Origin of the sequence: Streptomyces violaceusniger Tu 4113 (genome assembly GCF_000147815.2) — a bacterium.
Lineage (GTDB): Bacteria > Actinomycetota > Actinomycetes > Streptomycetales > Streptomycetaceae > Streptomyces > Streptomyces violaceusniger_A.
Window position 1 is genome coordinate 8,766,782 of the sequence record NC_015957.1, and the last position, 12,394, is coordinate 8,779,175.

Below are 12,394 nucleotides of genomic sequence, written 5' to 3' on the forward strand. Positions count from 1 at the left end.
ACCGCACCTCGCGGCACTTCCCGCGGAGCGCTTACGCAAGGGCCCAGCGAAGGAGTGACCACCGCCATGCGCAACAAATCTATCGAAGCGACCATCGAGGACGCCGCGAGCCCCGAGACGCGGCTGGCCCGCGCCCTGGGCCCGCTCCAGCTCACCCTCATGGGCATCGGCGTCACCATCGGCGCGGGCATCTTCGTACTGACCGGCACCGCGGCCGCGAACTACGCGGGGCCGAGCATCGCGATCTCCTACAGCATCGGCGCGGTGACCACGGCCCTGGTCGCGCTGTGCTACATGGAATTCGCCAGCACCGTCCCGGTGGCGGGCAGCGCCTACACCTTCGCCTATGTCTCGCTCGGGGAGCTGGTGGCCTGGCTCATCGGCTGGGACCTCATCCTCGACATGACGATGGGCGCGGGCGCGGTGGCCAGTGGCTGGTCGCAGTACGTCACCGACTTCCTGGCGACCTTCGACATCCACCTCCCGGCCTCCGTCTCCGGCCCGGACGCCGCCGTCAACATCCCGGCCGTGCTGGTCATCCTGGTGCTCACCGCCATCCTGGCCTCCGGGGTGCGCACCACCTCCCGGATCAACACGGTGATGACGATGGTGAAGCTCGTGGCCATCGTCATCTTCCTGGCGATCGGGGTGACGCATATCGACGCGGCCAACTGGTCGCCGTTCATCCCGGCGTCCCAACCGGTGGGCGGCAACGGCGACATGTGGGAGCAGCCGCTGCTGGGGTGGGCCGGTCTTGGCGCGGACGCCACGTTCGGCATGGCCGGGATCCTGACCGGTGGCGCGATCATCTTCGGCGCGTACTCCGGCTTCGACATCATGGCCAGCAACGCCGAGGAGGCCAAGCGCCCGCAGCGCACCCTGCCCATCGCGCTGCTGTCCACCGTCGCCGTCTGCGCCGTGCTGTACGTCGCCGTCGCCCTGACCGTGACCGGGATGCAGCACTACTCCAAGCTGGACAACGCCGCCCCCATCACCGGCGCCCTCAAGGCGGCGGGCGCGGACTGGGCGGTGCGGATCGTGGGCATCGGCGCGATCTGCGGGCTGACCACGGTCGTGATGATCATGCTGCTGGGGCAGAGCCGGGTGTTCCTGGCGATGAGCCGCGACCGGCTGCTGCCCGAGTGGTTCTCCCACGTCCACCCGGTCACCCGCAGCCCGCGCCGGATCACCTGGACCCTCGGGCTGCTGGTCGCGTTCATGACGGCGGTACTGCCCATCGGGGACCTCGCCGAGCTGGGCAACATCGGCATGCTGACCTCCTTCATCGTCGTCTGCGTCGGCGTGGTGTACCTGCGCCGCTCCCGCCCCGACCTGCGGCGCGGCTTCCGCACCCCGTGGGTGCCGGTCGTGCCCGCGATCGCGGTGCTGCTGTGCCTGGTGCTGGTGGGCAACCTGCCGCTGATCACCTGGGCCCGGTTCCTGGGCTGGATGGCGGCCGGACTGCTGATCTACCTGTGCTGGGGCCGTCGGCACAGCAAGGTGGCCACGGGCGAACTCGCCACCGGGGCCACGCCGGGGACGGCGGAGGACCACGCGATGGCCGAGGGCCGAAAGGCCTAGCTGACCTGGAACGGCGTGTTCCGCTGCCTCCCTCAGCAGTCGGGCTACGCCAGGCGGCTGCGAGCGGCGGCGTCGCGTCGGCCGCGGACGCTCAGGGCGATGACGGAGACAAGGAACCAGAAGGCACCGAAGGCCGAGTATCCGGCGACGGTGGACAGGCCGCTCGTCGCCGAGGCGGACATGGCGGCGGTGGCGGCACCGGCGAGGACGGACTGTCCGCCGCTGATGACCATGGGCCACTGGGCGCCGACGGTGCGCCGGCGCCGGATCGCCACGACGAGCTGGATCGCTCCGGAAAGGAGGGCCCAGATGCCGAACACGAGAAGGGCCGTCCCGACGGTGGAGAAGACGGCGATGAGCATTCCGGCGGTGGTGGCGAGGCCGAGAGCCATGTTGATCGTACTGACGCGGTTCGTGGAGCCGGTGGCGGCCATCCGCCGTTCGAGGAGCGTGGCGATGACGTCCCACAGGGGGTAGACGACGAGCAGCACGGCCGCGATCACTGTGGGCCTGTCCTTCGACACGAGCGAGGCGGAGGTCGTGAGGACGAGTGCCACCCAGATCAGGGAGAAGGCGACTCGGATCAGGTAGAGCGATCGGAGGCCGGAGGGCGCCGTCGTGGTCGTGGTCGTGGTCGTGGTCGTGGTCGTGGCCGAAGTTACGGTGGTCTGAGTCATCGGGTGTCCCGTTGTGATCGTGATGGTGTGAGACGGTCGCCTCGATGAGGAGTCTCAGCGGTCTCGGCAGGCGCGACGTACTTCGAACGAAGTAGTTCTGCCATCCGCTTCGATCGAATGAGTTCTGCCGTCTCCACCGGCGGAATCAGGTCCGCCGTCTACATCATTCGAAGTACACGGCCGCGGCACACGTGAACGAGAATCGGGGCATGGTCAAGGCGCAGAACAGTCCGGACGGGCCCGCGGCACCGCTGTGGGTCCGCCGCCCCGAGGCGCTGCACCGAGCCGCCTATGCAGTGGCCGCGCTGGTGTTCACCGGTCAGATCGTGGCAGTGGTGCTGAGGGGCTCGGATGGGCCGACGGCCCTCTCGGTCCTCCTCGCCGGTGGCGGTGTCGCCCTCTCATGGTGGCAGCCGTGGGCAGGGCTGGCCGTGACGAGCGGGGCGTCCTTCGCCGTCACAGCGGTGGGCCACGACCCCCTGTCGGTGTGGATGATGGCCGTGCTCGTGCTGTTCTCGGTCACTCTCAGGGGAAAGCAGCCGCTGGCCGGAACCGGCATCGTGGCGGCGTTCTTCCTGGGGGCGTTCATGACGTTGGGAGGATTTCGTGGCGGCGCGATCGTGGGAGCCGCCGCCCTCTTCTCGGCCATAGCGGGAGGTGCGACAGGGGCCGCGCTCCGCATCCATCGGGACCACTGGTGGATCTTGGAGGAGCGGGCCGAAAGCGCCATCGCCACCCGCGAGATCGAAGCCACTCGACGAGTGACCGAAGAACGACTCCGCATCGCACGAGACCTCCACGACGTCATCGGCCACCAAGTGGCGATGCTGAGCCTGCATCTCGGTGCCGCGGAAATCGGGCTGCCCGAGGACGCCGAATCGTCCCGGCAGGCCCTCGTCTCGGCCAGGTCCAGCGCTCGCACCGTCGTCGTCGAGACGCAACGGATCCTCGCGCTCCTCCGCGTCGGGGACGACACTTCCGACGGCGAGGCGCTCCGGCCGACTCCGTCGCTGAGCGGCCTGGAAGGACTGATCGCTTCTTTCGAGAGCATCGGCCTCGACGTCCGACCCTCCATCGACATCCCCACCGGTTTCGTGGAGCCCAGCGTCGGCGTGACGGTCTACCGGGTCGTTCAAGAAGCACTCACCAATGCCTACCGGCATGGGGAGGGGACGGCAACGGTGGAGGTGCGCGAGCGCGAGGGCAGGATCTGCGTCACCGTGGAGAACCGGGTCGGTCATGCGCTCCGCGGCTCGGGCTCCGGCTCCGGCTCCGGCAGCGGCTCCGGCTCCGGCAGCGGACTCGGACTCGTCGGGATGCGCGAGCGCGTCGAGTCTTCCAGCGGGCGGCTGACGATCGACAGCGACGACGGACGATTCCGGGTCCACGCGGAGTTCAGCCCCCTGGGAGCTGTCCTCTGATGACGCGGATTCTGATCGTCGACGACCAGGACGACATGCGGGCCGGCATCCGAACGATGCTTGCGCTCGACCCGAGTCTGGTCGTCACGGGTGATCTCTCCGATGGACTCCAGGTCGTCCCCTTCCTCCGGGACCACCCCGTCGACCTGGTCTTGATGGACATCCGGATGCCCGGCATCGACGGTGTCGAAGCCACCCGCCGGATCCGCAAGGAGCACCCGCCCGAAGAGCTGCGGGTGATCGTGCTGACCACTTTCGACCAGGACGACATCGTTCTCGCCGCCCTTCGCGCGGGCGCCAACGGCTTCCTGAGCAAGACCGTGAGCCCCGCTGAACTCGTCGCCGGAATCAGTGAGGTCGTCCGCGGTGGCGGTGCGCTGTCGGCCGCCGCGACGGCCGCGCTCATCGGTCATATGACCGACAGTCCGCCCCCGGTGATCGACCGGGAACTGCTGCGACGCTTCGACGCGCTGACACCCAGGGAACGGGACGTGGTCGTTCTCGTCGCAAGCGGTCTCGGCAACGAGGAGATCGCGGCCCAGATGTCCGTGTCGCCGTTCACCGTGAAGACGCATGCGGTGCGGGCCATGACGAAGGTCGGCGCACGTGATCGGGCGCAACTCGTCTCGTTCACCTTCCGGGCCGGCCTCTATCCCTGAGCCCACCGAGCGGAACCCGCTGTACGGCCGGGCAGTACGGTCGGGCCGAAAAGCCTCATCCGCGCCCGGACGGCCACCGCCCGCTCGTGGCCACCGGCGGGAGCTGCGCCGGTGAGCCGAAGACGCGCTCTCCCGGCGCCCCGCCGCGCAGCAACGCCGCCCCCAGCGGTGTCAGCGTGTGCAGAACGGCGCTGCCCTGACGCAGGGTGTGCACCAGGCCCGCCTCGCGCAGCACACTGGCGTGCTGACTGGCCGAGGCCAGCGATACGCCCACCCGGCGGGCGAGTTCACTGGTCGTACAGCCGCCGCCGACCTCCAGCAGCACCGCCGAGCGGGTCTGCCCGACCAGCTTGCCGAGCGACCGGGCGGACCCGACGCCGGACGCGGATGCCGCTCCAGTCCCCGCCCCGGGCCCGACCCCCGACGCGAGGGCGGGCCGCTGCCCGGGGCGCAGTGGCAGGCCGCACGGGGCGTGTTCGACGGGGTAGACCAGTACGGGCGTCAGATCCGGGTTCCGGAAGGTCACCGGCGTCCCCCGGCAGAAGAACGACGGCAGGAGCAGCAACCCCCGCCCGCGCAGCCGCAGATCGCGGTCCACCGGATAGTCGACCTCCAGCACGGGCGCCCGCCACCGCATCGTCGCCGGCAGCGAGGCCAGCAGCCCATCGGCGCCCCCGTCCAGCAGGGCGCGGCCCCGGGCCACCCGGTCGGCCTCGATCCGGGCCTGTATATGCGGCCAGTACGGCGCGACGGCGGCCTGGTGGTAAGCGCGTAGCGTGCTGATCAGCCGGTCCAGCGGCTTTCGTTCGCCCTCCCCCAGATCCCGTATCCACCCTGGAAGCGCCCGGGCCGCCGGAAGCCCGGCAAGCTCCGCGTTCAACCGCTCCCCCGGTATGGCGCGCAGCGCGGACATCGCGGCGTCGCAACCGATTACCCCTTCGGCGGGGGTCAGGAAGTCCGGGAAATAGCCGCGCGAGGGAATGAGCGGCGCGAGCAGCCGCGCTTCGCCGTTGAGTCGGTTTCGCGCCTCCGAACGCCATTTTCCGTATACGGACTCCGCCCGGTTCTCCCGCAGCCGATGGAAACTTAAAACGGTTTCCCAGAGCGCGTCCGGTCGGGCCGCCATCCGCAGCCGGGCCAGATCGAGTTCACTGAAATGAACACGGAGCACCAGACCCCCACACGTGACATTACGACCGCCCCCCGATCACCGATGAGTATGCACGCTGGCACGGTCAGTCACCACGCCCTTTTGGCCAGATGTGAAACGGGGAGCGGCGCGGAGGCCGGAAGAGGAAAGCTGTTCCCCAGGAAAACCGGGGGCCGCCGGTAAACACTTCCAGGGGCCGTCCGGAATTCAACAGGCGGTGCTCAGAGCCAGTTTGCTCGTTCCCGTGGGGGGTGACGAGTACGTTACGGCGACTGGGCACTTGTGTTGCCGCACGTAGCCGATGCGCGCGGCAACAGCTCCCGTGGGGGGAGTGAGAGGGGGCGGCACCTCCGCACAAGGGTGCCGCCCCCTTTAAGTTCCGGCGCCACGATGACGCTGCGCTGTGCGATGACGCTGCGCGGCGCGGGGACGTCGGTGACGGGCGACCCGCGCCCGCGCCGGTCCCGTCATGTCAAGGAGGCGCGACGGCTCTCACCGAAATGGGGGCCGATCAGCCGTACCGGTGGAGCGGGTCGCGGGTACCGTTCTGAGTGTCGGAGTCAGAACGGAGTTCAGCATGCCATACGGCAACGACGAACATACCGGCGGAATCGGGCAGCGCATCGCCGAACTGCGCGCTGTCCGTGGCTACTCACTACGACAGCTAGGGCAACGCTCGCACGTCTCCGCGTCCATGCTCTCGATGATCGAGAAGGGGGACCGGAACGCCAGTGAGGAGATCGTGGCGGCTGTCGCCCGCGCCCTCGACGTAGGCGTCTCCAACCTGCGCGGCCAGCCCTACCGCCAGCAGCTTCAGCAGGACCGTATCGACCGCATGATCGAGCCTCTCGGCGGGGCCCTCGACAACTGGGACCTCGACCCCGACCCGGCCGCACCCCCACCGCGCCCGCTCGCTGACCTACGCGCCGACGTGGCGCGCACGATCCAGATGCGCGCCGCAGCCAACTTGGGCGGGCTCGCCGAGAAACTGCCCTCCCTCTGAGGTTCCCCCGAGATGCGGGGAGGGGTGACAGAGGGTCAGATGGGTCTCACGAGAGGAGCCCAGACGATGCCTGCCCCGAGGAAATACCCGCTGGAGTTGCGTGACCGCGCGGTCCGCATGTATCGCGCCGCCGAGCCGAAGCCCGTCATCCGCCGTATGGCAGAGGAACTCGGGGTGCATCACGAGGCTCTGCGCAACTGGATCCGTCAGGCCGAGGCTGATGCCGGTGAGCGAGGCGACATTCTCACCACCGCCGAGCGTGAGGAGCTGGCTGCTCTGCGGAAGGAGAATGCCCAGCTCAAGCGGGCGAACGAGGTCCTGCGGACGGCCTCAGCTTTTTTCGCGGCCCAGCTCGACCCGACCCGGCCCAGGTGACCGCGCTCGTCGATGCGCACCCGCACCTGGGGGTCGAGCCCGTACTCCGGGAACTTTCCATCCCCTCCTCCACCTACTACCGCTGGCGCCAGGCCGAGAAGGAGCCATGCAAGCGACGCCGCCAGGACGCCGAGCTCACCGGGAAGATCCGGCAGGTCCACGCCGACTCCGGCGGGATCTACGGCTCACCCCGCGTGCACGCCGTCCTCCGGCGTGAAGGCATCCACGTCGGCCGCAAACGCATTGAACGGCTCATGCGCCAAGCCGGCCTGGCCGGGATCAGTCCCCGGCGGGGCAAGGGCTTCACCCGACGTGACCCGGACGCGGAACCGGCCCCTGACCTGGTGCAACGCGACTTCACCGCGAACGTGCCGAACCGGCTGTGGGTCACGGACCTGACCATGATCGCGACGGAGGAGGGCCCGCTGTGGCTGTCCGCGATCCGCGACGCGTTCTCCCGCCGGGTGGTGGCCTGGGAAACCTCCGCCCGCGCAGACGCCGATCTGGTCCTGACCACGCTGGAGTATGCCCTGGCCAGCCGCGAAGTCGCCCCCGGTGAGCTCATTCACCATGCCGACCACGGCTGTCAGTACACGTCCGTGAAGCTCACGACACGCCTGGTCAGGGCCGGTATCCAGGCGTCCATGGGCTCGGTCGGCGACTCGTTCGACAATGCCCTGGCGGAGAACCTGTGGATGGTCATCAAGACCGAGTGCATCCGCGGCCGCGTCTTCCCCACCAGAGCCGAAGCGAACCTCACGCTCTTCGAGTACATCGACGGCTTCTATAACCCCCGCCGCATCCAGAAACGGCTCGGCTACCTCAGCCCGATCGAGTACGAGGAGAAGCATTACGCCAGCCAGGCAACGGCCGAACAAGTGAACCTGAAACCACGTCAACCCTCCCTGACCAGCTAGTCAGCCACCCCCGTACAGCGGGGGAACCTCACTCATCGCCGAGATCCTTCACGCCATCCACGTCCAGGACGACCCGGGTCATGCGCGCGAGGAGTTGTACGGCCTCCAGACCGAGGCGGCACGCGGCGTTTGGCGTGTGGCGTACCGGGTCGGTGAGATGCACCTTGCCCGCCTGGCACTGTCACGTATGGCGCAGGCCGCGGCCCAGTCAGGTGACCCGCGGCAGGCGGCGGTCGAACGATGGATGCGTGCGCAGACCAGCGTCGAGGGTGGGCGCCCGGGAGTCGATACCGGGCTCCGTCTGGTGAACCAGGCACTCAAGGAACTGGAAGACGACGGCTCCTCGGAGACCCGGGCGGTACGCGGGGCGCTGCACTTGAAGGGCTCCATCCTCGCCTCCCGCCAGGGAGACAAGGACGGTTCCGACGCGTGGCTGGAGGAAGCGCGCGGGATGGCGCAAGAGACGGGCGAGACGCGCGTCTACGAGCTGACATTCGGGCCGACGAACGTGGAACTGCACGCGGTTGCTGCGGCGGCGGACCAGGACAAGCACGGGCTGGCGCTGAAGCGTGCGGCCAAGGTAGAGATCCCGCAGGACTATCCACCGGGCCGGGCCGGGCACTTCTACATCGATCTGGCGAGGGCCCAGGTGTGGACCGCCCGCCACGACGAGGCATTCGAGTCCCTTCTCAAGGCGCGGGAGACGGCGCCGCAGATGACGCGGCATCACCCGCAGGTGCATGAGACGGCGGCGGCGTTGCGGAGGGCGCGGGCGCGAGTGCCCGATCCGTTGCGCGAGTTCTCCCTGTGGTGCGGCGTGTAGCGGGTCGATCACCCTAAGTCAAGGCCCCTGGCGTTCACAGTCTGTGGACACCAGGGCCTTGCTGCGTAGGCAGCATGTGACGGTCAGAACACAGACCGTGCACGGAGCCGACCATGACGACGACCAGAAACCTGCCGTGGACACCCCCGAACACCGAGGACATCGAGCCCTTACCGGTGGGCAGATGGTGGGACGCCGTCTCCGCGCCCACCAACGTCGCGGACCGCGCACTGGAGCTGCTCGGGCAGGACTCGGGCGCGGTGATCCAGGACGGCACCTACGGCAAGACCTACTGGCTGATCGGCACCGGCACCGCCCGTAGCTGGTGCCTGCGCCAGATCCGCGTACTCACCGAACTCGCCGACGAAAGCACCCTCCTCGGCGTACCACCCGCCGCATGGGGGCCCGAACACCGGACACACTGGCGGATCCCGCTCGGCCCCGCCCGGTATCTCACCGACCCCGACCACCTGGCCCCCGCCCTGCGCCAGGCCATCGACGACGTACTCGGCCCCGTCCCAGAAGGCCGCCAGCTCTGCTACCGCTGCCAGTTACCCACCGACGAACCGGTCCCGGTCACGATGGAGCACAGCGGCAGCGTCGCCAGCGCCACCATCTACGCCTGCCCCACCCACGCCCGGGACTACCCGCGCGACGCGCTAACCCAGGCCGCCGCCATGCGCCGAGCCCTCGACCAGAGCACAACCCGATGACAGCCGCCGAACACACCCCCGAGCAGACCACCGACCCCTTCGCCGACCAAGCCTGGCGCGCCGCCATCGAACACGCCGCAGGCTGCCCGGCCTGCCGCACACCGGGCGCCGCATGCGAAACCGGCGAGCGGCTGCTACGCGCCTACGAGGCGGCCACGCGACAGGCCCGGTCAGCAGGGGCGGCATGAGGCGCCGTCGGCCCCCGCTGTGCGGGCCTCACCGCTCCCCCACGACCAGGTCGCGCCCCGCGCCCCCCCGTACCCCAACCGATGGGAGAAGACAGTGACAACAGCTCTGGACCGCGATGCGTTCCCCCTCACCCCGCCCGGAGGCCGTACCCCCTACAGCACGGAGGCGCCGTCGTGTCCGCTGACCCGGCCGTGGGCGCTGCGGTTCGCCCGCGTCCCCGACTCGACCCAGGCCGCCCGCGTACCGGCGCACGTCTACGACCACGACCGCCAGGTCAATGTGTCCGACGACGGCGGCCTGCTGACGTGTATGGCGAACACCCACATGCCGACCGTGCCGGACGGCTCGACAACGAACCCCCCGCCGCTGGACGAGGGGCCGAAGGACTGATGCCAGGGCCCGTCCTGATCGTCGCTGCGTCCGACGACTGGCCCACAGACCGGGTCGTCGTCGCATTGGAGGGCCGCGGTATCGAGGTGTTCCGTATGGACACCGCCGACTTCCCGCAGCGGGTCGTCCTGGCCGGACGGATCGACCAGGCATCTGAGTGGACGGGCGAACTCGCCACCGAGCAGCGGACGGTGGACCTGTCCCGGGTAGGCGCGGTGTACTACCGCGCCCCCGGGGCGTTCCGTCTCCCGGAAGGCATGTCCGGCCCGGAGGAGAGATTCGCCGCCGCTCAGGCCCGCGCCGGCCTCGGCGGTGTGCTGTCCGCGCTGGAGTGCCGGTGGGTGAACCACCCGACCGCCATGGCGCGCGCCGAGTACAAGCCCGTGCAACTCGCCGCCGCCCGCGCGTGCGGGCTGATCATCCCGCCCACCCTCATCACCAATCGTCCCGAGGACGTGCTGGTCTTCGCCACCGAGGTCGGCGGGCAGATCGTGTGCAAGCCGGTCGCCTCCCCTGTGCTCATCGAGGACGGTCAGCTCAAGTCCGTGTATACGCGGCGCCTGCGCCCGGAAGATCTCGCCGACCTTCGGGGGATCGACACCACCGCGCACCTTTTCCAGAACTGGGTCAGCAAGGAACACGAGGTGCGTCTCACGGTGGTCGGCGAGCGGATGTTCGCCGTCGCGATCCATGCCGGTAGCGAGGCCGCGCATGAGGACTGGCGCAGCGATTACCGGTCCCTGACCTATACCAGGACCTCGGTGCCCGAGCCCGTCGCCGCCGGAATGCGGCGCCTGATGCAGCGGCTGGAACTGCGCTACGGCGCGGCAGACTTCATCGTGGGCCCCGATGGGCGGTGGACGTTCCTCGAGGTCAACCCGTGTGGCCAATGGGACTGGATCCAAGGCGCGACCGGCCTGCCGATCGCCGAAGCGATTGCCGACGACCTTCAAGGAGTCACCTGATGGACTGGAAACCCCACGCCGCCGCGCTCGCGGCCAAGGCCGCGCACCCGGGATCGGACTGGTGGGCCCCGATCAGGGAGACACCCCGGCACCTGCTGGTCGAGCGCTGGTTCACTCCCGGCCCGTGCGGATGGACCGCCGTCGACGGCCCGTCCCAAGAGGAGGTGTGGGCGACGGCCGCCTACTCGGACACCACACTGGTCACGCGCATCGGCCCCGTGCACGCCGACCATGCTGCGCCCGGCCGGACCGTCACCGGGCTTCCCACCTCATCCTCCACGCTTCCGGGCCTGGTCGTCACGATGCTGCGGCACGGCCGTCTCACCCCCGGTGTGCGGCTGCTGGATCTGGCCACCGGGTCCGGCTACAGCGCAGCGCTGGCCTGCCACCGGCTCGGCGACGGCCTCGTGACGACGCTGGACATCGACCCGTACCTGACGCAGGCCGCCGCCGAACGACTCGCACGGATCGGCCGGCACCCCAAAGCCGTCACCGCCGACGCCGACCGTGAACTGCCCGGCGTCTACGACCGGATCGTGTCCATGGTGTCCGTGCCCCGCATCCCCACCCCGTGGCTGACCGCCCTCGCACCCGGCGGGCGCCTCGTCACCACCATCACGGGCACCGGCCTGATCATCACCGCCGACAAGACCGACGACGGCGGCGCGACCGGACGCGTCGAGTGGGACAGGGCGTCGTTCATGGCCACCCGCGCCGGGGAGGACTACCCGCCCGCGCTGAACGACGTGTTCGCCACGGCCCGCACAGACGAAGGGACGGTCACCTTGTCGCCGTTCCCCGTCCTCGACGTCATGCAGGCATGGGAAGTCTGGTCGATGCTCTCGCTGGCCGCGCCCGGTATCGAGCACCGCACGGGCACCGGGGATGACGGCAGCCGCATGACGTGGATGCTGCACGCTGACGGCTCCTGGGCCCGCGCCCACATGGGGGCGGGCGAGCGCACCGCGACTGTCCACCAGGGCGGCCCGCGCCGCCTGTACGACCTGCTCGAGCAGATCCGCTGGCGATGGCTGGACCACGGCGAACTCCCGGTGTACGGAGCCAAGGTCACCATCACGCCCGACGGCGGGACCACCCTGTCGCGCGGAGGCTGGGCGACAACGCTGTAAGTCAGGCGGCCGGTTCCCGGCCACCGTGCCGACGCGGCAGACTGGGCGGAGCCGACGAGAACGGAGCGTCCCGCATGGACGACGAGTCCCTTGAGGAGTGGGCGGCACGCCGTGACCGACGTCGCCCCACGCGCGGGGAGCGGCGGATCACCCCGCTCGGCGACCAGCCGGAGCAGGGTTCCCACGTCAACCCTGACGCTCCTCGCGGCATCCAGGAGTGGGACGGGCACCAGTGGGTCCCGGCCGGGGTCGCCGATGACCTCACGGCTGCCGTCGACGAGATCAGCGATGACGCGACGTCCCGGGCCGAGCGGGTCCCCCTCCCGTCATTCAACAAGCTGCCCCCACTGCCCGAACCATGGTGGCCGACCGAACAGTTCCACCGGCCCTGACGCGTAGGC

The 12,394-nt window shown here is 69.7% G+C and carries 16 protein-coding genes; 13 read left to right on the plus strand and 3 right to left on the minus strand.

Going from position 1 to position 12,394, the window contains the following annotated elements:
- Positions 1 to 66 precede the first annotated feature (66 nt).
- A complete protein-coding gene (locus STRVI_RS36065) occupies positions 67 to 1,581 on the plus strand; it encodes an APC family permease (protein ID WP_014060505.1) in 1,515 nt (504 codons plus the stop codon).
- Positions 1,582 to 1,625: 44 nt separating this feature from the next.
- Here STRVI_RS36065 and STRVI_RS36070 read toward each other — a convergent pair whose 3' ends face one another.
- Entirely contained in the window at positions 1,626 to 2,258 is a 633-nt protein-coding gene (locus STRVI_RS36070; RefSeq protein WP_014060506.1) for a DUF308 domain-containing protein, read from the minus strand.
- A gap of 209 nt (positions 2,259 to 2,467) precedes the next feature.
- Between STRVI_RS36070 and STRVI_RS36075 the strand changes: the two genes are divergently transcribed.
- A complete protein-coding gene (locus tag STRVI_RS36075) occupies positions 2,468 to 3,679 on the plus strand; it encodes a sensor histidine kinase (protein ID WP_014060507.1) in 1,212 nt (403 codons plus the stop codon).
- The gene (locus STRVI_RS36080; protein ID WP_014060508.1) at positions 3,679 to 4,338 is read left to right on the plus strand and encodes a response regulator transcription factor; all 660 of its coding nucleotides are present in this window, start codon (positions 3,679 to 3,681) and stop codon (positions 4,336 to 4,338) included. The genes STRVI_RS36075 and STRVI_RS36080 overlap by 1 nt, the downstream gene beginning before the upstream one ends.
- Positions 4,339 to 4,393: 55 nt before the next feature.
- On the opposite strand, the gene STRVI_RS36085 is transcribed toward STRVI_RS36080, so the two are convergent.
- Positions 4,394 to 5,509, minus strand: a complete 1,116-nt coding sequence (locus tag STRVI_RS36085) for an ArsR/SmtB family transcription factor (RefSeq protein WP_014060509.1) — start codon at positions 5,507 to 5,509, stop codon at positions 4,394 to 4,396.
- 556 nt (positions 5,510 to 6,065) lie between these two features.
- Here STRVI_RS36085 and STRVI_RS36090 point away from each other — a divergent pair.
- From STRVI_RS36090 to STRVI_RS36100, 3 genes are all read left to right on the plus strand, one after another.
- Positions 6,066 to 6,491 carry a helix-turn-helix domain-containing protein gene (locus STRVI_RS36090; RefSeq protein ID WP_043240971.1) on the plus strand — a complete coding sequence of 142 codons (426 nt, stop codon included), beginning with the start codon at positions 6,066 to 6,068 and terminating at the stop codon, positions 6,489 to 6,491.
- Positions 6,492 to 6,557: 66 nt separating this feature from the next.
- Positions 6,558 to 6,866, plus strand: a complete 309-nt coding sequence (locus STRVI_RS36095) for a transposase (RefSeq protein ID WP_014043695.1) — start codon at positions 6,558 to 6,560, stop codon at positions 6,864 to 6,866.
- Positions 6,863 to 7,783, plus strand: coding sequence for an IS3 family transposase (locus STRVI_RS36100; protein WP_014043694.1), 921 nt, complete (start codon positions 6,863 to 6,865; stop codon positions 7,781 to 7,783). The genes STRVI_RS36095 and STRVI_RS36100 overlap by 4 nt, the downstream gene beginning before the upstream one ends.
- Positions 7,784 to 7,811: 28 nt before the next feature.
- Here STRVI_RS36100 and STRVI_RS55750 read toward each other — a convergent pair whose 3' ends face one another.
- On the minus strand, positions 7,812 to 7,946 hold the full coding sequence (locus STRVI_RS55750; RefSeq protein WP_286012068.1) for a hypothetical protein: 135 nt from the start codon (positions 7,944 to 7,946) through the stop codon (positions 7,812 to 7,814).
- Positions 7,947 to 7,970: 24 nt separating this feature from the next.
- Between STRVI_RS55750 and STRVI_RS36105 the strand changes: the two genes are divergently transcribed.
- From STRVI_RS36105 to STRVI_RS46745, 7 genes are all read left to right on the plus strand, one after another.
- Positions 7,971 to 8,606 (plus strand): hypothetical protein, encoded by a 636-nt coding sequence (locus tag STRVI_RS36105; protein ID WP_050993834.1) that lies wholly within the window; start codon positions 7,971 to 7,973, stop codon positions 8,604 to 8,606.
- Between the two features lie 113 nt (positions 8,607 to 8,719).
- A complete protein-coding gene (locus tag STRVI_RS36110; protein ID WP_014060510.1) occupies positions 8,720 to 9,319 on the plus strand; it encodes a hypothetical protein in 600 nt (199 codons plus the stop codon).
- Positions 9,316 to 9,507 (plus strand): hypothetical protein, encoded by a 192-nt coding sequence (locus STRVI_RS49255; RefSeq protein ID WP_014060511.1) that lies wholly within the window; start codon positions 9,316 to 9,318, stop codon positions 9,505 to 9,507. The genes STRVI_RS36110 and STRVI_RS49255 overlap by 4 nt, the downstream gene beginning before the upstream one ends.
- A 94-nt stretch (positions 9,508 to 9,601) precedes the next feature.
- Positions 9,602 to 9,898 carry a putative ATP-grasp-modified RiPP gene (gene tgmA / locus STRVI_RS36115; protein ID WP_014060512.1) on the plus strand — a complete coding sequence of 99 codons (297 nt, stop codon included), beginning with the start codon at positions 9,602 to 9,604 and terminating at the stop codon, positions 9,896 to 9,898.
- Entirely contained in the window at positions 9,898 to 10,863 is a 966-nt protein-coding gene (gene tgmB / locus STRVI_RS36120; protein ID WP_014060513.1) for an ATP-grasp ribosomal peptide maturase, read from the plus strand. The genes tgmA and tgmB overlap by 1 nt, the downstream gene beginning before the upstream one ends.
- Complete coding sequence (locus STRVI_RS36125) at positions 10,863 to 11,993, plus strand: protein-L-isoaspartate O-methyltransferase (protein ID WP_014060514.1); 1,131 nt, start codon at positions 10,863 to 10,865, stop codon at positions 11,991 to 11,993. Before tgmB ends, STRVI_RS36125 begins: the two co-directional genes overlap by 1 nt.
- 74 nt (positions 11,994 to 12,067) lie before the next feature.
- Positions 12,068 to 12,385 (plus strand): DUF6087 family protein, encoded by a 318-nt coding sequence (locus tag STRVI_RS46745; RefSeq protein WP_014060515.1) that lies wholly within the window; start codon positions 12,068 to 12,070, stop codon positions 12,383 to 12,385.
- Positions 12,386 to 12,394 lie beyond the last annotated feature (9 nt).